The organism is Paraburkholderia azotifigens, from assembly GCF_007995085.1.
GTDB lineage: Bacteria > Pseudomonadota > Gammaproteobacteria > Burkholderiales > Burkholderiaceae > Paraburkholderia > Paraburkholderia azotifigens.
This window is the reverse complement of record NZ_VOQS01000001.1, coordinates 2,858,791-2,885,632: the sequence shown is the minus strand read 5'-3', so window position 1 is coordinate 2,885,632 and position 26,842 is coordinate 2,858,791. Positions and strand designations below refer to the sequence as shown.

General features: G+C 64.3%; 30 protein-coding genes and 1 riboswitch. Of the genes, 6 read left to right on the top strand and 24 right to left on the bottom strand.

Features of this window, described 5'->3' with window-relative positions; all coding sequences use genetic code 11:
- Positions 1-25 precede the first annotated feature (25 nt).
- From hisC to FRZ40_RS12835, 17 genes are all read right to left on the bottom strand, one after another.
- Positions 26-1,096 (bottom strand): histidinol-phosphate transaminase, encoded by a 1,071-nt coding sequence (gene hisC / locus FRZ40_RS12915; protein ID WP_147234301.1) that lies wholly within the window; start codon positions 1,094-1,096, stop codon positions 26-28.
- 147 nt (positions 1,097-1,243) lie between these two features.
- Positions 1,244-2,566: a histidinol dehydrogenase gene (gene hisD / locus FRZ40_RS12910; protein WP_147234300.1), complete on the bottom strand. Its 1,323-nt coding sequence runs from the start codon at positions 2,564-2,566 to the stop codon at positions 1,244-1,246.
- A 55-nt stretch (positions 2,567-2,621) separates the two neighbouring features.
- Positions 2,622-3,320: an ATP phosphoribosyltransferase gene (gene hisG, locus FRZ40_RS12905; protein WP_028367592.1), complete on the bottom strand. Its 699-nt coding sequence runs from the start codon at positions 3,318-3,320 to the stop codon at positions 2,622-2,624.
- Entirely contained in the window at positions 3,317-4,579 is a 1,263-nt protein-coding gene (murA, locus tag FRZ40_RS12900; protein WP_028367593.1) for a UDP-N-acetylglucosamine 1-carboxyvinyltransferase, read from the bottom strand. Before murA ends, hisG begins: the two co-directional genes overlap by 4 nt.
- Positions 4,580-4,834: 255 nt before the next feature.
- The gene (locus FRZ40_RS12895) at positions 4,835-5,074 is read right to left on the bottom strand and encodes a BolA family protein (protein WP_028367594.1); all 240 of its coding nucleotides are present in this window, start codon (positions 5,072-5,074) and stop codon (positions 4,835-4,837) included.
- A 10-nt stretch (positions 5,075-5,084) separates the two neighbouring features.
- Positions 5,085-5,840, bottom strand: a complete 756-nt coding sequence (locus tag FRZ40_RS12890) for an ABC transporter permease (protein ID WP_028367595.1) — start codon at positions 5,838-5,840, stop codon at positions 5,085-5,087.
- Complete coding sequence (locus FRZ40_RS12885; protein ID WP_147234299.1) at positions 5,837-6,763, bottom strand: ABC transporter ATP-binding protein; 927 nt, start codon at positions 6,761-6,763, stop codon at positions 5,837-5,839. Before FRZ40_RS12885 ends, FRZ40_RS12890 begins: the two co-directional genes overlap by 4 nt.
- A 269-nt stretch (positions 6,764-7,032) precedes the next feature.
- Entirely contained in the window at positions 7,033-7,338 is a 306-nt protein-coding gene (locus tag FRZ40_RS12880; protein ID WP_147234298.1) for an STAS domain-containing protein, read from the bottom strand.
- Positions 7,335-7,967 (bottom strand): MlaC/ttg2D family ABC transporter substrate-binding protein, encoded by a 633-nt coding sequence (locus FRZ40_RS12875; RefSeq protein WP_147234297.1) that lies wholly within the window; start codon positions 7,965-7,967, stop codon positions 7,335-7,337. Before FRZ40_RS12875 ends, FRZ40_RS12880 begins: the two co-directional genes overlap by 4 nt.
- 137 nt (positions 7,968-8,104) lie before the next feature.
- The gene (locus FRZ40_RS12870) at positions 8,105-9,061 is read right to left on the bottom strand and encodes an MlaA family lipoprotein (protein WP_147234296.1); all 957 of its coding nucleotides are present in this window, start codon (positions 9,059-9,061) and stop codon (positions 8,105-8,107) included.
- Between the two features lie 12 nt (positions 9,062-9,073).
- Complete coding sequence (gene mlaD / locus FRZ40_RS12865; RefSeq protein ID WP_028367600.1) at positions 9,074-9,628, bottom strand: outer membrane lipid asymmetry maintenance protein MlaD; 555 nt, start codon at positions 9,626-9,628, stop codon at positions 9,074-9,076.
- Positions 9,629-9,699: 71 nt separating this feature from the next.
- Positions 9,700-10,467 carry a lipid asymmetry maintenance ABC transporter permease subunit MlaE gene (gene mlaE / locus FRZ40_RS12860; RefSeq protein WP_028367601.1) on the bottom strand — a complete coding sequence of 256 codons (768 nt, stop codon included), beginning with the start codon at positions 10,465-10,467 and terminating at the stop codon, positions 9,700-9,702.
- On the bottom strand, positions 10,464-11,285 hold the full coding sequence (locus FRZ40_RS12855; RefSeq protein WP_147234295.1) for an ABC transporter ATP-binding protein: 822 nt from the start codon (positions 11,283-11,285) through the stop codon (positions 10,464-10,466). The genes mlaE and FRZ40_RS12855 overlap by 4 nt, the downstream gene beginning before the upstream one ends.
- Before the next feature lie 86 nt (positions 11,286-11,371).
- Positions 11,372-12,490, bottom strand: a complete 1,119-nt coding sequence (gene thiE, locus FRZ40_RS12850) for a thiamine phosphate synthase (protein ID WP_081767535.1) — start codon at positions 12,488-12,490, stop codon at positions 11,372-11,374.
- On the bottom strand, positions 12,487-13,311 hold the full coding sequence (locus tag FRZ40_RS12845) for a thiazole synthase (protein WP_147234294.1): 825 nt from the start codon (positions 13,309-13,311) through the stop codon (positions 12,487-12,489). The genes thiE and FRZ40_RS12845 overlap by 4 nt, the downstream gene beginning before the upstream one ends.
- Positions 13,312-13,353: 42 nt before the next feature.
- Positions 13,354-13,551: a sulfur carrier protein ThiS gene (gene thiS, locus FRZ40_RS12840; RefSeq protein WP_028367605.1), complete on the bottom strand. Its 198-nt coding sequence runs from the start codon at positions 13,549-13,551 to the stop codon at positions 13,354-13,356.
- A gap of 10 nt (positions 13,552-13,561) precedes the next feature.
- The gene (locus FRZ40_RS12835) at positions 13,562-14,713 is read right to left on the bottom strand and encodes an FAD-dependent oxidoreductase (protein WP_147234293.1); all 1,152 of its coding nucleotides are present in this window, start codon (positions 14,711-14,713) and stop codon (positions 13,562-13,564) included.
- Positions 14,714-14,945: 232 nt separating this feature from the next.
- Positions 14,946-15,056: riboswitch (TPP riboswitch) on the bottom strand.
- Between the two features lie 315 nt (positions 15,057-15,371).
- Between FRZ40_RS12835 and FRZ40_RS12830 the strand changes: the two genes are divergently transcribed.
- The 3 genes from FRZ40_RS12830 (at position 15,372) to FRZ40_RS12820 (ending at position 18,524) form a co-directional block, all read left to right on the top strand.
- On the top strand, positions 15,372-17,105 hold the full coding sequence (locus FRZ40_RS12830) for an ABC transporter ATP-binding protein/permease (protein WP_028367607.1): 1,734 nt from the start codon (positions 15,372-15,374) through the stop codon (positions 17,103-17,105).
- Between the two features lie 258 nt (positions 17,106-17,363).
- Positions 17,364-17,885, top strand: coding sequence for a hypothetical protein (locus FRZ40_RS12825; protein WP_147234292.1), 522 nt, complete (start codon positions 17,364-17,366; stop codon positions 17,883-17,885).
- A 54-nt stretch (positions 17,886-17,939) separates the two neighbouring features.
- Positions 17,940-18,524: a hypothetical protein gene (locus FRZ40_RS12820; RefSeq protein WP_420873863.1), complete on the top strand. Its 585-nt coding sequence runs from the start codon at positions 17,940-17,942 to the stop codon at positions 18,522-18,524.
- Here FRZ40_RS12820 and FRZ40_RS12815 read toward each other — a convergent pair.
- Positions 18,500-18,703 (bottom strand): hypothetical protein, encoded by a 204-nt coding sequence (locus FRZ40_RS12815; protein WP_158646997.1) that lies wholly within the window; start codon positions 18,701-18,703, stop codon positions 18,500-18,502. The genes FRZ40_RS12820 and FRZ40_RS12815 overlap by 25 nt on opposite strands.
- Positions 18,704-19,478: 775 nt before the next feature.
- Here FRZ40_RS12815 and FRZ40_RS12810 point away from each other — a divergent pair.
- Positions 19,479-20,225 (top strand): response regulator, encoded by a 747-nt coding sequence (locus FRZ40_RS12810; protein ID WP_028367610.1) that lies wholly within the window; start codon positions 19,479-19,481, stop codon positions 20,223-20,225.
- A 64-nt stretch (positions 20,226-20,289) separates the two neighbouring features.
- On the opposite strand, the gene FRZ40_RS12805 is transcribed toward FRZ40_RS12810, so the two are convergent.
- The 4 genes from FRZ40_RS12805 to FRZ40_RS12790 are packed head-to-tail and all read right to left on the bottom strand — an operon-like array spanning position 20,290 to position 22,212.
- A complete protein-coding gene (locus tag FRZ40_RS12805; RefSeq protein WP_035542352.1) occupies positions 20,290-20,976 on the bottom strand; it encodes a flagellar basal body L-ring protein FlgH in 687 nt (228 codons plus the stop codon).
- Between the two features lie 53 nt (positions 20,977-21,029).
- Positions 21,030-21,755 carry a hypothetical protein gene (locus tag FRZ40_RS12800; RefSeq protein ID WP_147234290.1) on the bottom strand — a complete coding sequence of 242 codons (726 nt, stop codon included), beginning with the start codon at positions 21,753-21,755 and terminating at the stop codon, positions 21,030-21,032.
- Between the two features lie 30 nt (positions 21,756-21,785).
- Positions 21,786-21,995: a DUF6726 family protein gene (locus FRZ40_RS12795; RefSeq protein ID WP_035542339.1), complete on the bottom strand. Its 210-nt coding sequence runs from the start codon at positions 21,993-21,995 to the stop codon at positions 21,786-21,788.
- A gap of 16 nt (positions 21,996-22,011) precedes the next feature.
- Entirely contained in the window at positions 22,012-22,212 is a 201-nt protein-coding gene (locus FRZ40_RS12790) for a hypothetical protein (RefSeq protein WP_147234289.1), read from the bottom strand.
- Positions 22,213-22,615: 403 nt separating this feature from the next.
- On the opposite strand from FRZ40_RS12790, the gene FRZ40_RS12785 reads away from it, so the two are divergent.
- Positions 22,616-23,353, top strand: a complete 738-nt coding sequence (locus FRZ40_RS12785) for a response regulator (protein ID WP_028367615.1) — start codon at positions 22,616-22,618, stop codon at positions 23,351-23,353.
- A gap of 16 nt (positions 23,354-23,369) precedes the next feature.
- Entirely contained in the window at positions 23,370-24,677 is a 1,308-nt protein-coding gene (locus FRZ40_RS12780; RefSeq protein ID WP_167528664.1) for an ATP-binding protein, read from the top strand.
- A 211-nt stretch (positions 24,678-24,888) separates the two neighbouring features.
- Here the strand turns inward: FRZ40_RS12780 and FRZ40_RS12775 are convergent, their stop codons facing one another.
- Both FRZ40_RS12775 and thpR read right to left on the bottom strand, forming a co-directional pair.
- Positions 24,889-25,854, bottom strand: a complete 966-nt coding sequence (locus FRZ40_RS12775; RefSeq protein WP_147234287.1) for a tyrosine-protein phosphatase — start codon at positions 25,852-25,854, stop codon at positions 24,889-24,891.
- Between the two features lie 311 nt (positions 25,855-26,165).
- Positions 26,166-26,810 (bottom strand): RNA 2',3'-cyclic phosphodiesterase, encoded by a 645-nt coding sequence (gene thpR, locus FRZ40_RS12770; RefSeq protein ID WP_035542342.1) that lies wholly within the window; start codon positions 26,808-26,810, stop codon positions 26,166-26,168.
- Between the last annotated feature and the right edge of the window lie 32 nt (positions 26,811-26,842).

The following is a 26,842-nucleotide window of genomic DNA, read 5'->3' as shown; positions in this document are numbered from 1 at the left end:
AGTATGGGTTGGAAAGGTGCCGCTTTCAGTTCAGCACGAGTTTCAGTGCGGCGAGCATCTGCGCGTTCTCTTCCGGCGAACCGACTGTCAAACGCACGCAATTCGCGAGCAATGGGTGCATTTTACTCACGTTTTTGATCAAAACCCGCGCTGTGAGCAGGGTTTCGAACGTCGCCGATGCGTCCGGCACACGCACCAGCAGGAAATTGCCCGCGCTCGGGAACACCTCGGCGCCCGGCAACGCGGCGACGGCCTGCGCCAGTTTCGTGCGTTCCGAGCGCAGTTCTGCGGCCTGTGCGTCGAGGGTCTCGATGTGATCGAGCAGGAAATCGGCCGTCGCCTGCGTGAGCACATTGATGTTGTACGGCGGACGCACCTTGTCGAATTCGTTGATCCATTCCGTGCGGCCCGCCATGTAGCCGAGACGGATGCCCGCGAGGCCCAGCTTCGACACCGTGCGCATCACGACGACGTTGTCGAACTCGCCGGCACGCGGCATCCAGCTTTGCTGCGCAAACGGCTGATACGCCTCGTCGATCACGACGAGACTCCGGCTCGCCGCGGCGATGATGCGCTCCATGTCGGCGGCGTCGTACAGCGTGCCCGTCGGATTGTTCGGATACGCGAGGTAGATGACGGCCGGCTGATGCTCGGCGATCGCAGCGAGCATCGCTTGCGTATCGAGCGTGAGATCGGCATTGAGCGGCACGCCGACGAACTCCATGTTCGCCAGCTTCGCCGACATCGCGTACATCACGAAGCCGGGCACGGGCGCCAGCACCTTCGCGCCCGGCGTCGCGCAGGCCATCGAGATCATGCTGATCAGCTCGTCCGAGCCGTTGCCGAGCAGCACTTCGCAATTCGCCGGCACGTTCATCACGCGCTTGAGCTTGTCGAGCAGCGCCTGCGGACGCGGCGCCGGATAGCGGTTCAGCGCGACGCCCGCCAGATGCTCGCCGAGTTCCGCAGCAAGCGCTTCGGGCAGCGGAAACGGATTCTCCATCGCGTCGAGCTTCACGAGGCCCGTCGCGTCGGCAACGGGATAGCTCGTCATCGCGAGCACGTCGCGGCGAATGATGTCTTGAGGTGTCGTCATGGCGTGGGGGGCGCGCCTCTCGCAGGCGTCAGCGCAATAGGGGCGGCTCGCGGCCGCCCCGGGTTGAATTCTCTGTGTCTCGTGGAAACGGCCGCCGTCTCGAACCGGCGCACGTCCGGCGCGCCCGAAACGGCCGTCCGACGCGTATCAGCCCGTGTTCTTCATCCGGTATTCGGCGCTGCGTGCATGTGCCTGCAGACCTTCGCCGTAGGCCAGCTCGGCTGCGATTTCGCCGAGCGTCTGCGCGCCGTCCGCGCTCACCTCGATCAGGCTCGAGCGCTTGAAGAAATCATAGACGCCGAGCGGCGACGAGAACCGTGCGGTACGCGACGTAGGCAACACGTGATTCGGTCCCGCGCAGTAGTCGCCGAGACTTTCGCTCGTGTAGCGGCCGAGGAAGATCGCGCCAGCGTGACGAATCTGCTGCGCCCACTGCTGCGGCTCCAGCGCGGAGATTTCGAGGTGTTCCGGCGCGATGTCGTTGGCGATCGCGCAGGCCTGTTCCATGTCGCGCACCTTGACGAGCGCGCCGCGGCCTTCGAGCGACGCCTGGATCACGTCGCGGCGCGGCATCGTCGGCAGCAGTTCGTTGATGGCATCTTCGACGCGCGCAATGAAGCCCTCGTCCGGGCACAGCAGGATGGATTGCGCGAGTTCGTCGTGCTCGGCCTGCGAGAACAGATCCATCGCGACCCAGCGCGGATCCGTCGTGCCGTCGCACAGCACGAGAATTTCCGACGGGCCCGCGATCATGTCGATACCGACCGTGCCGAACACGCGGCGCTTCGCCGATGCGACATACGCATTGCCCGGGCCGCAGATCTTGTCGACGGCGGGAATGGTTTGCGTGCCGTACGCGAGCGCGCCGACCGCCTGCGCGCCGCCGATCGTGAACACGCGGTCGACACCGCCCAGCAGCGCCGCCGCGAGCACGAGCGGGTTCTTCACGCCGTCCGGCGTCGGCACGACCATGATGATTTCGCGCACGCCCGCCACACGCGCCGGAATCGCGTTCATCAGCACCGACGACGGATACGCCGCCTTGCCGCCTGGCACGTAGATGCCCGCGCGATCGAGCGGTGTGACCTTCTGGCCGAGCACGGTGCCGTCGGCTTCCGTGTACTGCCAGCTATGGCTGCCGCACTCGATCTTCTGCTTCTCGTGATAGGCGCGCACGCGCGCCGCCGCCGCTTCGAGCGCCGCGCGGCGCTTCGGCTCGAGTCCTTCGAGCGCGGCTTCCAGCTCCGCCAGCGGCAGTTCGAGCGCGGCCACATTCGTCGCGTTCAGCCGGTCGAAACGGTTCGTGTTGTCGAGCACGGCGGCATCGCCGCGCGCCTTCACGTCGGCCAGAATCTGTGCGACCGAGCGCTCGATCGCTTCGTCTTCGCTCGCTTCGAACGCGAGCACCGCATGCAGCGACTTCTGGAAATCTTCAGTGCTGGAATCGAGTTTGCGAATCTTGATAGACATGCTGGTATCCGTTTCGGTAAGGCGAGCGCGTCGGCCGCGAAGTGTTCGTGTTCCGTCAGGCTGCTGCGCCGGTGCGTTGCGACGCGCGCTGGAACGCGTCGAGAATGGGAGCCAGCGCGGCGCGCTTGAGCTTCAGCGCCGCCTGGTTCACGACGAGGCGCGACGAGATCTGCATGATCTCTTCGACCTCGACAAGGTGGTTGGCGCGCAGCGTGCCGCCCGAGCTGACCAGGTCGACGATCGCATCGGCAAGGCCGACCAGCGGCGCGAGTTCCATCGAGCCGTACAGCTTGATCAGATCGACGTGCACGCCCTTCGATGCGAAGTGCTCGCGCGCCGTTTCCACGTACTTCGTCGCGACGCGCAGGCGCGCGCCCTGGCGCACCGCGTTCGCGTAGTCGAAACCGGCCGCAACGGCCACCGACATCCGGCAGCGCGCGATGTCGAGATCGATCGGCTGATACAACCCGCCGCCACCGTGCTCGATCAGCACGTCCTTGCCCGCGACGCCGAAATCGGCGGCGCCGTATTCGACGTACGTGGGCACGTCGGTGGCGCGCACGATGATCACGCGCACGTTCGGATCATTCGTGGGCAGGATCAGCTTGCGCGACGTCTCCGGGTCTTCCGTCACTTCGATGCCCGCTGCCGCGAGCAGCGGCACCGTTTCCTCGAAAATGCGGCCCTTCGACAGCGCGAGCGTCAGCGGCTTGCCCGCTGCGGGCGACGACGACGTTTGCGGCAATTCGCTCATGCCTGATTACCCTTGATGCGGCGCACCTTCGCACCGACTGCGGTGAGTTTCGACTCCATCCGGTCGTAGCCGCGATCGAGGTGATAGATGCGGTCGATCAGCGTCTCGCCGTCGGCGCACAGACCCGCGATCACGAGGCTCGCCGACGCGCGCAGATCGGTTGCCATCACCTTCGCGCCCGACAGCTTCTCGACGCCGTTGACCAGCGCAGTCTTGCCGTCGATCGTGATGTTCGCGCCGAGACGGTTCAGTTCCTGCACGTGCATGAAGCGGTTTTCGAAGATCGTTTCGACCACTTGCGACGTGCCTTCGGCCAGCGTGTTGAGCGCCATGAACTGCGCCTGCATGTCGGTCGGGAACGCCGGGTATTCGGACGTGCGGAACGACACGGCCTTCGGACGCTGGTTCATGCGCACGCGCATCCAGTCGTCGCCTTCTTCGATCGAAACGCCTGCATCGCGCAGCTTGTCCGTCACGGCCTCGAGAATTTGCGGACGCACGTGACGCAGCGTCACGTCGCCGCCTGCCGCCGCGACCGCGCACAGGAACGTGCCCGCTTCGATGCGGTCCGGCACGACCGTGTGCCGCGCACCGTGCAGCTTGTCGACGCCCTGAATCACGAGACGATCGGTGCCGATGCCGTCGATCTTCGCGCCCATCGAAACGAGCAGATTCGCCAGATCGCCGACTTCCGGCTCGCGCGCGGCGTTCTCGATGATCGTCTCGCCTTCCGCGAGCACGGCCGCCATCAGCAGGTTTTCCGTACCCGTGACCGTGATCATGTCGGTGACGATGCGCGTGCCCTTCAGACGCTTCGCGCGCGCTTCGATGAAGCCGTGCTCGATGTTGATCTCGGCGCCCATCGCCTGCAGGCCCTTGATGTGCTGGTCGACAGGCCGTGCGCCGATCGCGCAGCCGCCCGGCAGCGACACCTTCGCCTCGCCGAACCGCGCGACGAGCGGGCCGAGCACGAGAATCGACGCGCGCATCGTCTTCACGAGTTCGTACGGCGCGACGAGATTGTCGACCTTCGACGCGTCGAGCGACACCTTTCCGTCCGCGCTTTCCGTGCGCACGCCCATCTGGCCGAGCAGCTTGAGCGTGGTGCGCACATCCTGCAGGTCGGGCACGTTGTCGAGATGCACGGGCTCCGCGCTCAACAAGCCTGCGCAAAGGATCGGCAGCGCCGCGTTCTTCGCACCCGAAACAACGATCTCACCAGCGAGCTTCTGCCCGCCTTCAATCACGAGTTTGTCCATGCCTGTTTGTTCCTGATCTGCCCGTCCGCCAACGGGCGTCTTGTGGGCGGTTGCTGCGGCGCCGTGCGCGGCGTCGCGACTATCTTGTGTGTCTTGTGTGATACGCACTGATGTTCCAGCAAATTTGCAGCTACGTCTGAAGCTTATTGTGCAGCTTGTTTTTGCGCTCTTCTTGCAGCCAGGTTATCGAGCACCGTTCCCCGACAGACGGCACGTTTTTATGCGTGACCTTGACGCGTGACTGCTACGCGCAAATCAGGCGTTTTGCCATTCGGCGGGCGTCAGCGTCTTCATGCTGAGCGCGTGAATCTCTTCGCGCATGCGGTCGCCGAGCGCCGCATACACGAGCTGATGCCGTTGAATCAGACGCTTGCCTTCGAAATTCGGCGACACGATGGTCGCGAAGAAATGCTGGCCGTCGCCTTCCACTTCGAGATGCTCGCAAGGAAGGCCCGCCGCGATGTAATTCTTGACCTGTTCGGGAGTGGGTAGCATTTCAGTGCTCCTAGTGACGCAGCTTGTAGCCGGACGCGAGCATGCGCATCGCGAGCACGGCCAGCACGACGAAGAAACCGGCGACGATCAGCAGGCTCCACAGCGGATTGATATCCGACATGCCGAAGAAGCCATAGCGAAAGCCGTCGATCATGTAGAAAAACGGGTTCAGCCGCGAAACCTCGCGCCAGCCGGACGGCAGCGTATGCGTCGAGTAGAACACGCCCGAGAGGAACGTGAGCGGCATGATCAGAAAATTCTGAAAGGCGGCGAGCTGGTCGAATTTTTCGGCCCAGATGCCGGCGATGACGCCGAGTGTGCCGAGAATCGCCGAACCGAGCACCGCGAACGCGAGGATGTAAAGCGGCGCCGTAAAGCTCATCGGAATGAACCAGACGGTGACGATGAATACGCCCAGCCCCACGCTCAAGCCGCGCACGACAGCCGCGAGCACATAGGCCGCATACATCTCCCAGTGCGACAGCGGCGGCAGCAGCACGAACACGAGATTGCCCGTGATCTTCGACTGGATCAGCGACGACGAGCTGTTCGCGAATGCGTTCTGCAGCACGCTCATCATCACGAGGCCGGGCACGAGAAAGCTCGTATACAGCACGCCCGGATAGACCTGCACGTGATCGCGCAATGCGTGGCCGAAGATCGTCAGATACAGCAGCGCGGTAATCACGGGCGCGAGCACCGTCTGGAACGCGACCTTCCAGAAGCGCAGCAGCTCTTTGTAGAAAAGGGTACGAAAGCCGCTCATGCCAATCCCTCGACCACTTCCGGTCCGCTCATCACCTGCAGGAACACGTCTTCGAGGTCGGCCTTGCGCACCTCGATTTCATCGAACGTGCAGCCCGCCGCGCGGCACTGCGCGAGAATGCGCTCGACGTCGTCGTAGCTTGCGAGGCGCAGCAGATGCTGGCGTCCGTTGACGTTGTTGGGATCGACTTCGAGCGGGCGCAGTTCGGCGGGCAGCACGCCCTGCGCGAACCGGACGAACAGCTGCGTGCCCGCGAAGCGCTCGAGCAGCGTGCTCGTACGCTCGAGCGCAACGACTTCCCCGCGCCGGAGCATCGCGATGCGGTCGCACAGCGATTCAGCTTCCTCGAGGTAATGCGTGGTCAGTACGATCGTGTGGCCTTCGCGGTTCAGGCGCGAAATGAATTTCCACAGCGTCTGACGGAGTTCGACGTCGACGCCCGCCGTCGGCTCGTCGAGCACGATCACGGGTGGCCGGTGCACGAGCGCCTGCGCGACCAGCACGCGGCGCTTCATCCCGCCCGACAGCGCGCGCATGTTTGCGTCTGCCTTTTCGGTGAGATCGAGATTGGCCATCACTTCGTCGATCCAGTCGTCGTTCTTGCGCAAGCCGAAGTAGCCCGACTGGATGCGCAGCGTCTCGCGCACAGTGAAGAACGGATCGAATACGAGTTCCTGCGGCACGACGCCGAGCGCGCGGCGCGCGAGACGGAAATCGTCGACGACATGATGGCCGTGCACCGTGATGCTGCCTTCATCGGCGCGCGCGAGACCGGCGAGGATGCTGATGAGCGTCGTCTTGCCCGCGCCGTTCGGACCGAGCAGTCCGAAGAACTCGCCTTGTTCGACGGTGAAGCTGACGCCTTTGAGCGCTTGCAGATCCTTGTAGCGCTTCCTGACGTTACGAATTTCAATCGCTGACATGACTGTGCGCCGTCGATGTGGACAGCGCCTGATAGATCGCCCAGCAAGGGCGCGAAAGCATGGGGGAAACGGATTTGGGGCCGGGTGCAAAAGACTGCTTGCGCTGCTGCTGCAACCGCTACGGCCGTTTCCGGGATGCGGAACGAAACGGCCAGGCGCCAAAAAACGTTTGATTATAGGGCAAAAGTCGAAACGGCCGACTTGCCTTGGGAGAACGTGAGCCAGCGCGAAAGGACAAACAAGGCGCGAGACTCACTGACGCGTGAGCGTCAATGTCGTGCGGAGAGAAGCGTATCGACGCCGTACGCTTGTGCGAGGCTGGACAGCCCCGCAGGCAGGTTCATGATGAAGAGGGCTGTACCTCGCGCGCTCGCTGCGCGTTGCCATGCGAGCAGCACGGCCAGAGCGGAGGAGTCGAATTGCGTGAGCGGCGCGCAGTCGACTGCCGTCGCGCCGCTGCCGATGCGTGCGAGCCCCGCCGCGAGCGCGGCATTCGCGCTCGCGTGGGTCAGCGTGGCGCCCGTTTCGAACGTATTGATGGGCGTCGTCACCGGAGCGCTGGCAAAGTTGTTCACGACTGTTTGCCGCTCGCGAGTTGCTGGTTGCGTGCTGTCAGGAACTGGATCAGGCCGTCGACGCCGCTCTTCTGGATCTGCTCGTTGAACTGCTGTTGATACGCCTGAATCAGCCATGCGCCGAGCACGTTCAGGTCATACACGCGCCAGCCTTGCGGCGTCTTGTACAGACGGTAGTCGAGTTCGACGGGCGAGCCGTTGTTCATCACCACCGAGCGCACCACGACGTCGGTGTCTTCCGGGCTTGCACGGAACGGCTTGTATTCGATCTGCTGGTCCTTCACCTGAGCCAGCGCGCCCGAATACGTGCGAATCAGCAGCGTCTTGAACTGCTCGACGACCGCGTTCTGCTGCTCGGGCGTCGCGGTGCGCCAATTGCGGCCCATCGCGAGTTGCGTCGTACGGCGGAAGTCCGTGTACGGGAGAATCTTTTCGTTGACCAGCTTCGTGACGGCACCGATATTGCCTGCCTGGATGGTCTTGTCGGCGCGCACGGCGTCGATCACCTGCTGCGTGACCGTCTTCACCATTGCGTCGGGATTGTTCGTATCGACGGCTTGCGCGGACGCCGCGCCACTAAACGCAAACAGCGCTGCAATAAACGGGATGAAGAAGAAGAATTTTTTCATTTCCAGTCCTGCAAAAAAATAAGCTTAGCGTTGGAGGCGACAATATCACGCGAGTTCAGCCGCAATCCACGCCCAAACTGCGAGATTCGTATCCGAGTGTTACGGCAGACAGATACGACCCTCGCATTTGAAATGCCTTAGCGCAGCTTCAGCGAAGGATAGCCGAACAGCGCCGGCGGCACGATCTGGCCAGCAGGGACAGTAGGCGGCGCTTCCGTACCGGATGCCGGTTGCGCGGCGCCTGTCGCCTCATTCGACGTCGCACCCGACGCCGCTTCAGGCGCCGAAGCTCCTGCGGGCTTCGCGCCCGTCGCCGAGGCCGGCGCGGGCGCTGCCGCGCCGCCGTCGACGTCTTCGTACTTCGGCAGCGGCGCTTCGTTGCCGTAGTCCGGCAGGCTCGACGACGATGCATTGCCGCCCGTCAGCAGATAGTGGCGACGCTGCAGGTATGCATTACGCACGAACGAATATTTGTCGAGCGCCGCGCCTTCCAGCACGTCGCTCGCGCTCAGCAGGTTCGCGCGCGTGTTGACCAGATTCAGGCCGTACAGCGCCCAGCTCACGCTGTCCGGCTGCACGTAGGTCAGCGGATTGATGAAGTAGTTGCCGACGATACCCACACCGTCGCGCACCGTGCTCGGTCCGAACAGCGGCAGCACCAGATACGGCCCGGGCGGCACGCCGTAGTGGCCGAGCGTCAGGCCGAGGTCGTTGTCGTGCTTCGGCAGCTTCGCGAGCGTCGCGACGTCGAACAGGCCGCCGACACCGAAGATCGTGTTGATCACGATACGCATGATGTCCGACACGCCGTCGGCGACCTTCAGCTGCAGCAGGTTGTTCGCGGCGATATACACGTCACCGATGTTCGAGAAGAAATTCGTGACGCTGTCACGCACCGGCTGCGGCGTGACGAACACGTACCCCTTCGCGACCGGCTTCAACGCATATTTGTCGACGGTGTCGTTGAACGTGTAGACCGTACGGTTAAAGCCTTCGAACGGATCTTCCTTCGTAGGGTTCTGAACGGTTGCACAGCCAGCGAGCGTTGCCACAGCCAGCGCGATCCCCGCGACACGTAAGCGTGTCGTCTTCATTTGTTGTTCTCCTTATTGGCCGGATGCACCCGAAGCCGCCGCAGCAGGCGCTGCGGGAGCGGGTGCTGCGGGATCGGACACCGCAGCAGATGCACCGGGTTTGGCAGCTCCTGAATCCGCTGCCTTGTTATACAAGAACTGCCCGATCAGATTCTCCAGGACGATGGCCGATTGAGTCATCGTGATCGTGTCGCCGGCTTTCAGCATTTCGCTGTCGCCACCCGGCTCAAGACCGATGTACTGCTCACCCAACAAACCGGACGTCAGAATCTTCGCGGACGTGTCTTTCGGAAACTGGTATTGCTTGTCGAGATCGAGCGTCACGAGCGCCTGATACGAGTTGCTGTCGAAGCCGACCGACGCCACGCGGCCCACCGTCACGCCCGCGCTCTTCACGGGCGCGCGCACCTTGAGGCCGCCGATATTGTCGAATTTCAGCTTGACCGGGTACGTCGCCTGAAACGACAGCGAGCTCATGTTGCCCGCCTTCAGCGCGAGGAACAGCAACGCGACGAACCCGAGCACCACGAACAGACCTACCCAGAAATCGAGAGCAGTTTTTTTCATCGTCATCCCAAAGAGAATCTATGCCGCCGCGGCGCGATGCCTGCGTGGCGCGCAAGTATTGGTTCGACCGCCTAGCTGAACATCAGCGCGGTCAGCAGGAAATCCAGACCGAGCACGGCGAGCGATGCGTAGACGACCGTCTTCGTCGTCGCGCGCGACACGCCTTCCGGCGTGGGCTTCGCTTCGTAGCCCTGGTAGAGCGCGATGAACGTCACCGCGAAGCCGAACACGATGCTTTTGATCACGCCGTTGCCGACGTCGCGATAGGCATCGACGCCACCCTGCATCTGCGACCAGAACGCGCCGGCGTCGACGCCGATCATCAGCACACCCACGACATAGCCGCCCAGCACACCCACCGCGCTGAAGATGGCCGCGAGGATCGGCATCGAGACGATGCCCGCCCACATGCGCGGCGCGACCACCACCTTGAGCGGGTCGACGGCCATCATTTCCATGGCCGTGAGTTGCTCGCCCGCCTTCATCAGGCCGATCTCGGCAGTCAGCGACGTGCCAGCGCGCCCGGCGAACAGCAGCGCCGTCACCACGGGCCCCAGTTCGCGCACCAGCGACAGCGCGACCAGCAAGCCAAGCGCCTGTTCGGAGCCGTAGCGGTTGAGCGTGTAATAGCCTTGCAGTCCGAGCACGAAGCCGACGAACAGCCCCGACACCGCAATGATCACCAGCGAATAGTTGCCGACGAAGTGGATCTGCTTCGTGACAAGACGCGGACGGCGCAGCAGCGGGAAAAATTCGAGTACGAGCCGCAGGAACATCCGCGCCGCATACCCCGTCTGCCCCAGCCCGCACATGACGGAACGACCGATGGTGCTGATCATGCGCGGCCTCCGCCGATGCCGAAATCCGCGGCCAGCGGCGTGCTGCTCGGATAGTGAAATTTGAAGGGACCGTCGGGCGTGCCGTCGATGAACTGGCGCACGGTCGGATCCGTCGACGCGCGCAGTTCGGCCGGCGTGCCCTCGGCGAGAACGCCGCCGTTCGCGAGGAAGTACACGTAGTCGGCAATCGCGAACGATTCGGGCACGTCGTGCGTGACGAGGATCGACGTTGCGCCGAGCGCGGTGTTGAGCGCGCGGATCAGGTTCGCAGTGATGCCGAGCGAAATAGGATCGAGGCCGGCGAACGGCTCGTCGTACATCATCAGTTCGGGATCGAGCGCGATGGCGCGGGCCAGCGCCACGCGGCGCGCCATGCCGCCCGAAATTTCCGACGGCGCGAGATCGCGGGCGCCACGCAGGCCGACCGCATTGAGCTTCATCAGCACGAGGTCGCGGAGCAGTTCTTCGGGGAGATCGGTATGCTCGCGCAGCGCGAAGGCGACGTTCTCGAACACCGACATGTCGGTGAACAGCGCGCCGAACTGGAACAGCATGCCCATCTTGCGACGCAGCGCATACAGGCTGTCGCGCGTCTGGGCGCCGATGTCCTGGCCGTGGAACAGCACCTGGCCGCGCTGCGCGCGCACGAGACCGCCGATCAGGCGCAGCACGGTGGTCTTGCCGCACCCCGAGCCGCCCATGACCGCGACCACCTGGCCGCGTTTGAAGCGCAGGTTCAGGTTCGACAGGACGAGCCGCTCGCCGTAGCCGAAGTCGACGTCGCGCAGTTCAAGGAGGGTCTCGGAAGAGGATGGCACGAAACTGTCAGTCCTTTTACACGGAAGGGCGAATTATAGGGCCTTCGTGCAAACCCTGCCTTGACGACGCTAACGATTTAACTTTTCTAAACTTTTTCTTGCAAAAAAATGTTTTGCAGCGCTGCGGTGGCCGAAGCGGGATCCGCGGCCTCCGTGATTGCGCGAACGACGGCCGCACTTTTCACACCCGTCGCCAGCACTTGCGGCAGCACATCGCCGCTGATGCCGCCGATCGCCACGAGCGGCACGACACCCTCCAGCAGTTTCACGTAGCGTACGAGCCGCACCAGGCCTTGCGGCGCGGTCGGCATCACCTTCGTCGTGGTCGGGAACACCGCGCCGAGCGCGATATAGCTCGGACGGAAGTGCAGCGCGGTCAGCATTTCGTAGTAGCCGTGCGTCGACAGACCCAGACGCACGCCTGCTTTCGACAACGCGTGCAGATCCGCCGTATGCACATCTTCCTGGCCGAGGTGCACGCCATACGCGCCCGCGTCGATCGCGGCCTGCCAGTGATCGTTGATGAACACGTGCGCGTCGTGCTCGCGGCCCGCCGCGACCGAGCGCGCGATGTCGCGCTGCAGCTCGGCGTCGGCTGCTTTATGGCGCAGCTGCACCGTCTTCACGCCGAAACCGGCCACGCGCTCGACCCACTCGGCCGTCGGCAGCACGGCGTAGAGGCCGAGCGCATCCGGGCATGCGGCGAACGGTTGCGCCGGCGCATCGGGCAATCCGGCCACGCGCGGGAAGCGCGACAGGTCGCACGGCCACGCATCGCCGGATTTCGTCTCGTCGCCGTCGCGCCATGCGAGCGCGAGCACCAGCGCGTCGTGCGGATCGAAGCCGCAATCGAGGAACGCCGCCAGCGCGGGAATCCAGTCTTCCGCGAGATGACCTTCCAGCTCATAGCGCACGCCGCCCAGATGCAGCACCGCGCGGCCCGCCGCCGCTTCGATCACGCCCGCGCCCTGCGTCACCCAGCGCACGATCTGCTCGAGGTGCCGTTCGCCCTGTTGCTGCGTGTCGGTAAAGACGATCAGGTCGCCGCCGTTCGCGTCGTCCGGCGCCGTCAGGCAGATGCGCCACTCGACATGCGTCGGCGGCCAGTCGCCGAGGCGCGCGCGGATGCGCTCGACGGCTTCCGTGAGTTCATCGGCGGGCGGCCAGAAGAGCTCGCGGCCCGACAGTTTCAGTGTTTCCGTCATGCTGCTGCGCTCCCATCCTGATGCCAGAACGGCATGCCGACGACGGGCGTGCTCGCATGGGCAGTTTCACGTTCGGCCATCGGGCCGGCCAGATATGCCTCGCGGCCCGCATCGACACCCATCGCGAAGGCGCGCGCCATCGTTTCGGGATGCGTGGCCTGCGAGACAGCCGTATTCAGCAGCACGCCGTCGAAACCCCACTCCATCACCTGGCAGGCATGCGACGGCACGCCGAGGCCGGCATCGACGATCAGCGGCACGTCGGGCAGACGTTCGCGCAGCACGCGCAGTCCATACGGATTGACGACGCCCTTGCCAGTGCCGATCGGCGCGCCCCACGGCATCAGCGCCTCGCAGCCCGCGTCGAGCAGACGCCTGCCGATCACGAGGTCTTCCGTGCAATATGGCAGCACCTTGAAGCCGTCCTTCACCAGTTGCGCGGCGGCTTCGATCAGGCCGACGGGGTCGGGCTGTAGTGTGTAGTCGTCGCCGATCAGTTCGAGCTTGATCCAGTCCGTTTCGAAGACTTCGCGCGCCATGTGCGCCGTCGTGATCGCCTCGCCGACCGTCTGGCAACCGGCCGTGTTCGGCAGGAGCGGCACGCCGTGGCGCTTGAGCAGATCGAAGAAGCCGGCTTCCGCGCCGCCCTCGCTCATCTGCCGGCGCAGCGCAACGGTCACCATGCCCGGCTTCGACGCCGCGATCGAGTCCGACAGCGACTGCAGCGACGGATAGCGCGACGTGCCGAGCAGCACGCGGCTCTGGAAGGTCTGGCCGTACAGCGTGAGCGCGTCGGCGGGAGCGTTCGCGTGTGAGTTCATGTGTGATTCCTTGTCAGTGACAGTGCGTCGCACGTGACGGCGTCAGCCGCCCGCGACGGGATGCACGACGTCGAGCTTGTCGCCCGCCTGCAACGCGCGCGCCGCATGCTGCGCGCGCGCGACGAAATTGCCGTTCAGCGCGACGGCGAACGGCGGCCGCGCGCCAAACGCGCTGAGCGCGTCGGCAACGGTCGCGCCTTCGGGCAGCGACAGCGGCTTCTGGTTGATCTGAATATCCATATCGTTGTGTTCAAACGTTGAGAGTGGCTGCGGACCGCGCGTGCGCGTCATCTAGCCGGAACAGCTCGCTCCAGCGCGCGTTGCGCTGCCAGCCGGCGAAACCGTCGGAATCCGTGACGCGCCCATCCAGAAGCGCCGACGCGAGACGCACCGCCTCGCCCGCGACTTCGGGCGCGATCATGTAGCCGTGCCGGTACAGGCCGTTCACGCGCAGCGTGCGCGCGCCGTCCCACAGCAGCACGGGACGATGGTCGGGCAGCGTCGGCCGGCATTGCGAGTTCAGTTCGAGAATGCGCGCCTCGCCGAAACCCGGATGCACCGAAAACGCCGCGCTCAGCAATTCGAGCGCCGAGCGCACGCTCACAGGCGACATGTCCTCGCCCTCCACTTCCGTCGCGCCGATCACGTACAGGTCGTTCTGCTTCGGCGCGATATACAGCGGATAGCGCGGATGCAGCAGACGCACCGGCCGCGTCAAGCCGATACCGGGCGCATGGACGCGCGCGACTTCGCCGCGAATACCGCGCAGCGTCGGCATCGCCGGTTTGGCGCCGAGTCCGCGGCAATCGATCGTGATCTTCGCGGGCGGCATGGCGCTGTCGTCGACGCTCGTATTCCAGTGCGTCTCGACACCGCGTTCGGCAAGCCCGGCGGCCAGCGCCGACAGCACCTGGCGGTTGTCCAGCTGACCTTCGTGCGGCAGCAGCCAGCCTTGCGTGAAGCGGCCCGCGAGCGCCGGCTCGGATGCACCGACCTGTGCGCCAGCGAGCGCCACGAGTCCGCCGTCGAGCAGTTCGGCTGGCGCATTCGCGCGCAGGCGGCGCTCGAACAGCGGCGCCTCGGCGCGATCGCTGTGATGCCAGACGATCAGCGAGCCGTTGCGCTGGAAGAACACGTGCTCGGGCAATTGCGCGAGCAGCGTCGGCCAGGTTTCCAGCGACGCCGCGCCCAGCCGCGTGATCAGCAGTTCGGCGCTGGCAGCTTCTGCGAGCGGCGCGAGCATCGCGGCCGCGACCCACGCAGCCGCGTTCGAGCCGGCGGCGTCGCCGCGTTCGTACAGCGCGACGCGATGCCCGTCGCCCGCAAGCTGCCACGCGACGAGACGTCCGCATAGCCCGCCGCCGATCACGGCGAAATCAGGTTGTTGAGCAGAGGTCGTCATCGTGCGGCTCCGAAGCAAATCCCGGACGGCGCAAACCGCGCGCCCACGGCAAAGCGGCCGGCAAAGCCAGTAGCAACGACGCAAATAACTGAAGAATGAACGGTCATCGAATCCTATCCGTACGGCAGAAGTGCGCTCGTACCCAAGGACGAAACCGGCGGGCAAGGCCGGCCGGGCATGGGCGCTCACGATGCAACGAGGGCGCCGCCCCGGCGGAAGGAGAACTTCCAGGAAAAACTTCCCGAAAACTTCCCGCGCCGGTATTACCCGGATCGGGTGCGAAGGGTCTCTCTCAGCCTCGCCGCAATGACTGCCCGCGCACGAAGCACCCCTGTTTCGTCCAGACCATTAGACCATAAAAGCCGCGCGCGCCGCAAACCCGGACAGACCGCAATCGGCGGCGGCCGATTTTGGCGAGGTTCCTTGTGGCTCTGGCACAATGGCACGCGTCAATGCGGACGGAATGCCGCGCCGTTGCAAGGCCGCTGTCGGGTTGGAGCGGCGGGTCATATGTGCGGCAAAACGTCCGTTTAAGTTCAGATTAAGTCGCTGCCGGAACAATCGCAGCCCGGGCACGAACCCGCAGGCGTGCAGCAGCGCAATGCGGCAACGCAATGCATCGCGTTGCCGCCCGGGCCGACCGTATGAAAGGACGCTTATGATCGACAACTCGAAAAATCCGTCGGATGTCACCGCGTGGGGCCTCATCAAGCCCTACTGGGTGTCCGAGGATCGGTGGAAAGCGCGGGGACTGCTCGCGCTGGTCATCGCGATGAACATGACGATGGTCGCGGCCAACGTCTGGTTCAACAGCTGGCAACGCACGTTCTTCGACGCGATCCAGCAGTACAACTATCCCGTCTTCAAGGAATCGCTGCTGCAGTTCACGGTCATCGCGCTCGCGCTGATCCTGCTCGGCTCCTACCGGACGTACTTCCGCCAGATGCTCGAGTTCCGCTGGCGGCAGTGGCTCACCGACCGCTATCTGAACGACTGGCTCGGCGACCGCGCGTATTACCGGATCGAGCGCGACAGTCTCGCCGACAACCCCGACCAGCGGGTTTCCGCCGACCTGCAAGGGTTGGCGAGCGCAACGCTGAATCTGTCGCTCGGACTGCTGTCGACCACCGTCACGCTGTTCTCGTTCATCGTGATCCTGTGGAACCTGTCGGGCGCGCTCGCGTTCCACGTGTTCGGCACGGAGATATCGATTCCGGGCTACATGGTGTGGGCGGCGCTCGTCTATGCGGCGCTTGGCTCGTGGGTCACGCACAAGGTCAACCATCCGCTGGTGTCGATCAACTACCAGCAGCAGCGCGTGGAAGCCGACTTCCGTTTCTCGCTGATCCGCATCCGCGAGAACGCCGACCAGATCGCGCTGTATCAGGGCGAACGTTCGGAAGTGCAGGCGCTCAAGGGCGTGTTCGGACACATCCGCGACAACTGGCGTCTGATCATGCGCTTCACGCGGCGCTTCAACATCGTCGTGATCAGTTACTCGCAGCTGGCCATCGTGTTTCCGTATATCGCCGCCGCGCCGAAGTATTTCTCGAAGTCGATTTCGCTCGGCGTGTACCAGCAGGTGACGGGCGCATTCGGCACGGTCAGCGATTCGTTTTCCTGGTTCATCAACAATTACGATTCGCTCGCCGAGTGGCGCGCTACCGTGAACCGTCTGCGGGAATTCCATCGCGTGATGCGCTCGCAGCATCTGCACGAGTCGGTCGTCGAAGGGACGGCGCACGGCGGCATCAACGTGCATCTGACGGACATCGATTCGATCGACGTCACGAACCTGCGTCTGCAGCGCCCGGACGGCGAACCGATGGCGAACGTCGGCTCGTTCCGCATCGCGCCGAAGTCGCGCTGGCTTGTGCGCGGTCCGTCGGGCGCGGGCAAGAGCACGTTGATGCGCACCCTCGCGGGTCTGTGGCCGTTCGGCGAAGGCACGATCGAAATGCCCGCCGACGCGAAACTGCTGTTCATCCCGCAGCGCAGTTATCTGCCTATCGGCACGCTGAAGGCGGCCCTCTGCTATCCGTCGGATGCAACGGCGTTTTCCGACGAAGCATGCCGCGAGGTGCTCGCCGTCTGCCGACTGTCGGAGTTCGCGGACCGGCTCGGCGAATCGGCGCACTGGGAACGTTCGCTGTCGCCCGGCGAGCAGCAGCGTCTCGCGGCTGCGCGCGCGTTGCTTCAGCAGCCCGAGTTCCTGTTCCTCGACGAGGCGACCAGCGCGCTCGATCCGGACAACGAAAGCAACATCTACAACGCGCTGATCGAACGTCTGCCGAACGCGGCTATTGTGAGCGTCGCGCATCGCAAGACGCTCGAAGCGTTCCACGATCAGACGCTGTTCATCGAACGCGCAATCGAGCGCGAAGCGGCGTAAGCGACGTGACGCCTGCATAGTGTCCGTGACGGGCGCGATCTCTGAGAATGAGACCGTGCCCGTCACGCGCAAGTCTTACGCGCCACCGAACTGGCGCAACATCTCGAAAGATTTCCCAATAGCTCGAAAGCACTCTCGAAGCGCATGCGCTGTTCCGTGCTTTGCGCGCGGGCAATTCCAACGACCATTGCATCGTGGGCCAAACGCTCCCCTGGCGCAGCCCGCGACGCATCTTCAACGTCACTGGAAATACCTGCCATGTCACTCGACCGCCGCCTTCCCTCGTTTTCCCGCTTGTCTTCTGGTTTGTCTCTTCGTTTGTCTGTTCACTTCGCGCAGTCCGGCCGCAACGCCGCGCTGGCGGCCACGGCCGCGCTGCTGTTCGCGACGGCCGCGAACGCCGCGCAGACCGCGCCCGTGCATCAGGCCGAACCCGCCGACGTCTGCCCGGCACTGTCGCACATCGTCTCGTCCGCGGATTTCAAGAAGCTGCGCGACGAACCGGCTGCGAAGCTGCCCGGCGTCGATCAGATCGACGATTGCCGCGCCAGCACGCATTCGTACGATTGCCGCTGGCGCGCGCACTGGGAAGCCGATGGCTTCGTCAACGATCCGCTCGAAGAAATCGGCGCAGACATCGCCGCGTGCTTCCCGAACGTCGTGCACGACCTCAATACGCCGACGCGCCAGCACTTCATCGTGACGACGGCCGACCGCCGCGTGAGCGTGACGGCGAGCGTGCAAGGCCAGAACGAACTGCGTCTGCGCATCGCGCGCTAAGCGTCCGTTCGTCAGCCGGCGTCAATTCAACAACGTGTTCGCGAGCGCATCGTGATTGCCCTTTCTCTCGCGCAGGTCTTGCGGATCGTGCTCGCGGCGGCATGCCTGCTGTCGCTGGGCGGCTGCGCGTGGACGCTGATCACGGCTGCCGACGCGACGGGGTCCGTGATCCAGGCGGGCTACGCGATCGCGTCGAACTATTCGTCGCCGACCTTCGTCAATGGACGGCCCGCGAAGATCCGCACGGTTTGCATCGAGGTGAACCAGCTGGTCTCCGTGGGCGACTTCGTACCTGCGCTGCAACTCGCGCTCGATCGGCGCGGGATTCGCTCGGATGTTTATAACCCGGGCACGTCGCCGGCCGGGTGCGAAGCGCGTCTTGTCTATAACGCTTCTGTCGATTACGGCAAGCGGTCTTTTAGCGATGAGGCTACTCAGTACCTGTCCATGATCGATCTTACTTTGATCCAGCATGGGCGGATTCTCGTTACTGCGCGGTATCAAACCGGCGGGCTCGGCGTCGATCGGTTTTCTAGCGCTTCTGTGAAGCTCGATGGGTTGATCGGAAAGATGGTCGTGAATCAGGTGGAGAATTTGTCAGTGCCTGAGACTATTCAGACTTCTGCTCTTGGGAATTGAGTTCTCTCTCTCGCTAACGCCGGTTTGGTTTTTTGCTTTTTGCTTTTTGCTTTTGCTTTTTGCTTTTTGCTTTTTGCTTTTTGCTTTTTGCTTTTTGCTTTTTGCTTTTTGCTGTTTGCTGTTTGCTGTTTGCTGTTTGCTGTTTGCTGTTTGCTGTTTGCTGTTTGCTGCGCTGGCATCCGCGATTTCGTATCCGTACTTCACGCGTTGCCCCTGTGCGGGGCGGCACCTACTTTTCTTTGCAGCGGCAAAGAAAAGTAGGCAAAAGAAAGCCGCTCACACCGCCAGTTCTGGTCGTTGCCTGCGGGCCCCCCACGGGTCCCGCACTCCACACGGCAACACGCTATTTGTTGCTCGTTGCCAGCGCGCTAAACCGGCGCATCCCCCACTCCAGTCACCCGTAGCGCAGCCAGCGGCAGCGAACCGTCTGCGCAGCCCAGGTGGCAAACGGTGTGTAGCTTGTCGCACCTTACGCATTGGCGCCCCTACGACACCGATCCCGCTTTTCAGTCCGGAGTGGTGCACTTACGGCGCGACGGCCTACACACCGTTTGCCACCTGGGCGGCGGTGGACTTCCTGGTAACGCGGTAAGTGACGCGGGCATGCGAAGTGGGTGAGGCTTGAGTTAGCACGCTGGCAACGGCGTGAGACAGTGCAATGCCGTGTGGAGTGCGGGACCCGACGGGGGCCCGCAGGCAACGACTAGCACTGGCGGGGTGAGCCCGCTTTCTTTGCTTACTTTCTTTGCGGCGGCAAAGAAAGTAAGTGCCGCCCCGCACAGGGGCAACGCCTGAAGCACCGATACGAATTCGCGGATGCCAGCGCAGCAAAAATCAAAACCCAAAAAGCCAAGAATGGCGACTAGCGTCGCAGACAAAAACCTCTTACAGACGAAAGATTTGGAAAGCACCCCAACCTTCCGCGCGAAGCACCAAATCACTACTATCGCCCGGATGAACTCAACCATTATGGTCGTCGACGACGACCCCGTCGTCCGCGACATCGTGCGCGACTATCTGCAAGGCCGAGGCTTCACGGTCTCCGTGCTCGAAAACGGCATGGCGTTGCAGCAGGCGCTCCAGCACGAGCGGCCCGCGCTCGTCGTGCTCGACATCATGATGCCGGAGCTCGACGGCATCAGCGCGTTGCGCGCGCTGCGCCTCGCTGGCGACAACATCCCCGTGATCCTGCTCACCGCGCGCGCGGATGTGATCGATCGCGTGATCGGTCTCGAACTCGGCGCCGACGACTACCTCGGCAAGCCGTTCGATCCCAGCGAACTCGTCGCGCGCATCCGCAGCGTGCTGCGCCGTCGCGAAAGCGCAGCGCCAAGCGCGCCCGAAAATCGCGCGCCGTATCGCTTCGGCCGCTTCGAAGTCAACTTCCCCGCGCGCGAACTGCGCCGCGACGGCGAACGCATCGCGCTGCGCTCCAGCGAATTCGCCATGCTCAAAGTATTCGTCTCGCACGCGATGTCAGTCCTCACGCGCGCGCAACTGCTCGAAAAGCTGCACGGCGCCACCGACACGCACCGCAATCGCAGCCTCGATGTGTCGATCTGGCGTCTGCGCCGGTTGATCGAAGTCGATCCGTCCGAGCCGCGCTACGTGCAGACCGTATGGGGCAAAGGCTATGTGTTCGTGCCGGACGGCGAGATCGGCGCAGCGGAACGCTACGACGCGCCCGTCGCGAATCTCTGACGCGCTGCAAGCCACAAAATCAGGGAAAGGCGCGGACCATCGAGACAAAACCCGCGCAAGAAAATCAGAACGTCAGCACGCTCATGAACATGCGCTGCAGCCAGCCGAGCGTCGTCGAATCGGCGAGCATGCCCTGCCCCGCCTGCTCGATGCGCGCATTCGCCACCTTGCTCGACGCGACGTAATTGCCTGCCTCGACGTCCTTCGGGTTCACGATGCCCGACAGACGCAACCGGTCGCGGTTGCCGCCCATCGAAATCACCTTCTCGCCCGATACGACGAGATTGCCCGTCGGCATCGTGCCGATCACGGTCACGGCGAGCGTGCCCGTCATGCCGCTCGTATCGGCAATCGATCCCTGCCCCTTGAACGTCGTGCTCGCCGAGCCGATGTTGAAAAGCCGCGCAAGACGCGCCGCCGTGCCTGTCGATTTATCGGCGGCTTCCGCCGTGATATCGCTCGCACGGCTCGCCTGCGCGTTCGTGCTGTTCGAGCCGGTGTACGACTCGGACAGCCGGATTGTCAGCACGTCGCCGATATGCTGCGCACGCGGCGTCTCGTACAGCAGCAGGCTCTGCCCCGCCTGATAGATCGAGCCCTGCGTGTTCACGTTGAGCGGCGCGCTCGCGAGCGGCGGCAGCATCGGTGTGTCGACGATCGAGTCTTTCGTGCTGCCGCAACCGGCAAGCGCGTAGAAAGCGGCGGCGCTGGTCAGTACGGCGACGGCGCGTGGCATGTGCATGGCGTTCATGATGTGTGCGGCCTTTGCGTCCATTGAAGCCAACAAGCTAATTGGCTGGTTGTTCAGCCCGCGTCGGGGCTGCTCGTCTGCCACTGGCGCACGACCGACTTCATGTACGCGTCGGGATCCTTCAGCAGATAAGTGAGCGTCGCGTTGTGCGTCGCGGGCAACAGGCACAACGTGATCGAGCTCACGTCGTTTTCCCAGATGTAGACGGGCAGCGTGCCCGCCGTCGGCGAGGCGACCTGGGTCGACGTGCGCGGCGTGCCGTAGCGGTCCTCGAACGCGTCGCGCAGATCGTCGGCCGTGATCTCGTCGATCACGAACGAAATCTCGTACAGACGAAACGCGCTCTGTCCGTCGACGCGCACGAAGCGCAGCACGTGCTCATCGGCAGGCGTGCCGTCCACGACGGCACGCGACACCGCCCAGCCGTCCGCCGCGCGATGCGCCCACTGGCACGCGATCGTCAGGCTCTGCGATGTCTTCAGCCGCATGCCGAGCGAACCCGCGACGTTGTCCGTCTCGCACACGGGCACGCTGCCGAGCGGCGTCGCACGCACGCGCGAGACGGCGCGAAACTCGTCGAGCGTGATGCCGAGGGGAATGCCGCGAAACGCATACGGCTTGTCGACGGCGCGTTTCTTCACGGCCGCGGGCGACATGCGCAGCGCCGCCGCCTGTTGCGGCGACAACATGTTCTGCGCGTCCGCAGCCAACGGCAGCAGCGCGCATGACATGGCGACGGCGCATGCTGTCAGCGCGCGCCCGATCGAAGTGAGTTGCATGGCTCGCCCCGCGTAATCGATGGTCGCAGCTCAGTCGATGGCTGCGGCACAGGCGTCGAACGGCGTCGCGGCCACGTGGCCGACGACGGGCAGAATCTTCAGCGTCATCGAGGTCAGCCGGCACGGCAGCGCCGCGACGGCACAACCGTCGAGCGGCAAGACCGCCGCACCCATGGCCGACCACATCGCGAGACGCGCCGCGGCACGCAGCGCGCGTAAGAGAAAGCGTGATTTCGGCACGGCGAACTCCGGCAGCTCAGGCCGTCGTGTTGACGTGATTGCCGACGAGACCGGTGGGGGCCGCGGGAGCGGGTGCCGCGCCTGCGCCCGTCGGCGCCGCCGTCGTCGTCGACGTGGACGCGGACGCGGACGCGCTGTGCGACGACGTTTTGTCCGTTGCAGCCGGACGCGCGATGTTCTGCAATTGCGTGGTGAAGTGGTTGTTCTGAACAGTCATGGCAAACCTCATGAAGTGCGAGAGTCTTCGGAACGCCGTGCGCGTCGCGATTGCATCGCTGCGACCAACCACACGGCGGCTTATGGCATAGCGAATGATCCCGTCTGCCCCGCTTTCACGATGGCTCAAGCAACGCACGGATTTCTGAGGTGCTTACGACCGCTTGCGAATGCACGCGAAATCTTTCAGACGTCGCATTCCCGATACGTTTTGGCCCAGGATCCGGAACGCACGCGCAGAGGAAATATTGCGGACTGCAACGCGCTCGAGGTGCCGCAAAGTCCCGCGCAGCAAGGATGGTTTGCCTCGCGCCGCGCGGCACATCTGCTGGCTGAGAGGATGAGTAAGTGTTGGTAAGGGAAGCTTCAACCAGCGAGCCACGATGCCAGACTAGAATTTCGGTATGAATCCACAGGTCCTCATCGTCGACGACGATCCCGTCGTGCGCGATCTGCTTTGCCGCTTCCTGCAATCGAATGGCTACGATGCATCCGTGCTGCACGACGGCACGCATCTGCAACGTCGTCTCGAACGGGAACGGCCTTCCGTCGTCGTGCTCGACATCATGATGCCGAACACGGACGGCCTGCGTGCGCTCACCGCGTTGCGCGCCGCCGGCGACGACATTCCCGTGATCTTCGTGACCGCGCGCGGCACGGTGGCCGATCGCATCATCGGGCTGTCGCTCGGCGCCGACGACTACATCACGAAGCCGTTCGATCCGCGCGAACTGCTCGCGCGCATCCAGACGGTGCTGCGCCGGCGCGGTCCCGCGACGACGAGCGCGCCCGAAGCACGCAAGCGTTATCGCTTCGGTCCGTTCGAACTGGACTTCGCGACGCGCACGCTGTCGCGCGACGAAACGCGCGTCACGCTGCGTGACAGCGAGTTCGCGCTGCTGAAGATCTTCGTCAACAATCCGTACAAGGTGCTGTCGCGTGTGCTGATTCACGATCTCGTGCATCGCGACGATCTGCCGTTCCGCGACCGCAGTCTCGATGTGCCGATCTGGCGTCTGCGCCGCGTGATCGAAAACGATCCGTCGAATCCGTGCTACGTGCAGACCGTGCGCGGCAAAGGCTATGTGTTCGTCCCCGACGCGGATCCGAACGGCGCGCCCTTCGCCGCCGATACCGTGTGATCTCCGCGTGACCCGCATCAGGAATCCGCTGAATACGCTGTTCGGCCGGATGGCGTTGCTTTCGTCGGCGGTGCTGTTTGCAATTCAGGCTGGCTGGTTCGTGCTCGTCGTGATGCAGCCGCCGCATCACGAAGTGGACGGCTACGCGCGCGGCATTCTGCTCGCATTGCAGGCCGCGAACGGCGAGCCCGTCAACGGCGCCGACGTCGCGCCCGCGCTGCGCGTGCATCTCGTGCCGACATGGAACATGCCGGCCACCATCCATCTCGAACCGCCGACGCGCAAGCCGTTCGTCGAACTGACGCGGCGCCTGCGCACGAGCCTGCCGCCCGGCACCGAAATCGCCGTCGACGACACGCATATGCCGCGTCTGTGGGTGCGCTTTCCGCGCAAGTCGATGTGGGTCGTGATCCCCGTCGACGTGCCGCCGCGTCCGCGCTTCGTGATCGAATCCGTCTCGATGCTGCTCGCTGCATTGCTGTTGTCGCTGCTCGCGGTGTGGCAGATGCAGCGCCCGCTCACGCGTGTCGCACTCGCGGCGCGCGCGTTCGGCTCGGGCGGACGGCCCGAGCCCGTCTCCGAACAGGGGCCGCGCGAACTGCGCGATCTGATCGGTTCGTTCAACGACATGATGCGACGTCTGAATGAAGCAGGCGACGACCAGGCTGTGATGCTCGCGGGCGTCGCACACGATCTGAAGGCGCCGCTCACGCGCCTGAAGCTGCGCGCGAGCGTGCTCGCCGACGAGAACGAACGCGCCGGACTGATCCGCGATGTCGATTCGCTGACCAATATCGTGCAGCAGTTCCTGGAGTTCGCGGGACAGTCGGCGGAATCGGGACCGATGACGGAAGTCGACGGTTTCCTGCGCGAGCAGTTTTCGGCGACGGACGACAGCAGCGAAGGCGCGGAAGACGACGATAACGATACCGCCGAAGCAGCGCTTTTCCGGCTCGATCTGCAGGCGGGTTCGCGTTTCACGCTGCCGCGCACGCTGCTGGACCGTCTCGTCACCAATCTCGTCGACAACGCGTTCGAGCACGGCGCGCCGCCCGTCGACATTTCAACTTCGCGCGACGGCGAGCAATGGATCATCGACGTCCGCGATCATGGTCGCGGCATTCCCGAAGACCGCATCGCCGCCGCGATGAAGCCGTTCGTGCGGCTCGACGCGGCGCGAGGCGGAGAAGGACATTGCGGGCTCGGACTCGCGATCGTCGTGCGTCTCACCCATCATCGCGGGGGCAAGTGCACCGTGGAGAATCATCCGGAAGGCGGGCTGCACGTGCGCATCGCGATGCCTGTCGCCGTGCCGGACGTCTGATCGAAGCAGGACTGGCGCGCTGTCGATCCGCACTTCGCACCTGCTTGCGCTTCGCACTATTACGCGCGCGACGTTTGCGCTTACCTTGCCTTACGGTTGCGCCGTTTTCGCCAGCCGGGATCTATAGTGCAATCCGGCGTCCTCGGCGCCTCCCTGTTCGGTCCGTCCCGCTGCCACCTGGGACGGGCCGTTTTTTCTTTGTGCGGGAAATTCAGAGCAGCAGACGGTCGCGCAGCGTGTCGATTGTCGATTGAGTCAGGCCGAGTCCACGCGTCAGGTAGCCCGACATCGTGCCGTAGCTCGCCTGCACCTGATCGAATGATGCCTGCAGATAGCTGGCCTGCACGCTCGCCAGCGTCTTCTCGACGCTCGCGGCGAGATCGCCGCTTTCCTGACGGCGCGCCTCGACGCGCACCGATATCGAGTTCGCCAGATAGGTGTTCGACAGCAGATAGTCCTGCATGATCACATCGAACGGCACGTTCGCGATGCTCAGCAGCAACGCGGCAGCCCAGCCCGCGCGGTCCTTGCCCGCGCTCGAATGAATCAGCTGCGGGCCAGGCGTCGAGGCCAGCTGCGTGAGCAGCGTGCCGAACGCTTCGCGCTGCACGGCATCCGTCACGTAGAAACGCTGTGCCCGTTCCATCCATGATGCCGCGCTCGCGGCGCTATCCGCAGCGGGCGTCATCACGTCTGCGCGTCCTGTGACGTTGATCTTCTGATACGTCACGTTGGCGGGCAGGACATCGGAAGCGCGGTCGACCTCGCCGGGCGTACGCAGATCGTAGACAGCCGTCATGCCGAACGAATCGAGCACGGCGGCATCGGCGGCGTTCTCCGTCAGCGCATTCGAGCGGAAGAACGCATTGCGCCTCACCACGCGGCCATCGACGGTCGGATAACCCGCCGCCGTGCCGCCCACATCGCGAAAGTTTTCCAGCGACGCGAGGCGCGGCGTCGGCGCCTGATCTGCGCCGGCATTGGTGCCGCCGCACGCCGTCAGCAGCGTGCTGCCCACGCCGGAGAGCAGTAGCGCGCCCGCCGTGCCTTTCAGGAAGCGGCGGCGCGACGCGCACTCGGCGTTTGCGGCTGCATGCAGTTCCCACATCGCAAGCGGCGAAGCACGAAAGGCATATGCAGCGGCACGCGAAAGGTCCGCTTTCGCAGTGAGAGTCATCGTGTGTTTCTAGAAGTTGCGGGTGCAGCGCAAGTGCGGCGCAGGAGCGAAAGACGCACGCGCTATGCGTGCACGTGGACGGCCCGGCGCGTCGGGTTAAGGCGCCGATGCGCAGTGTAATGGACGAAAACAGTTTTCAGGTTACGCGGTAGCAGTCAGTAAGGAATCGGAATACAGGGACGCCGGATACCTGGTTGGCGTGCAGCCGGACGGCTTGGGGATGGCGCGCTCAGTTCTTACCGAGAGTCTTTCGTGTGGCGGGACGACGGCGAACGCAGACGGCCCGTAAAAGCCATCCGATGCCGCGCGCATCAACCGTAGACGACGGGCGCGCTCGCCAGCGATCTGTAGCGCGCGCCGTTGCGGGCCAGCGTGCTCGAATACAGCGTCAGCGCTTCGAAACGCGCGATGAGACGGGCGGGCAGTTCCGCCGCATGACCGACGGCGGCAGCATCGCGGCGATAACGGGCAAGGGTGACATGCGGCCTGAACGCGCGCGCATCCACAGGTAGTCCGAGCGCGATCATCGTCGAGCGCACGCGCCAGTCGAGGGCGACGAACTCGTCGGACATCGCGAGCGTCGCCACGGTCAGGCGCGGATGCGACGCACCCGGCCAATGCTCGATCTTCGCGATGGGCGCGAGCTTGAGCGGCACCGCTTCGCGCGTGATTGCGTCGATCAGCGCGGCGCTTTTGTCGAGCGGCAGCGCGCCGATGAAGGTGACCGTCAGATGCAGCTGATCGTACGGCACGCGCCGCGCGGCGGGCGGCACGGGAATAACCGACAGCGCGTCGCGCGTCGCCGTGTCGGGCACGAGAGCGATGAAGCAGCGCTGGTAGTCGCGCTGCGGATCGGCGGCTTCCGACTCGCCGTTCTCGCGAGCGGCATCCTGCTCCGCCTCGTCGTGGTCTGGCGTACCGGCTTGCGGATCCGACTGACGTTCGGGACGCTGCATCGCTGATACCTCCCCTGCGCGTTTGTTTGCGC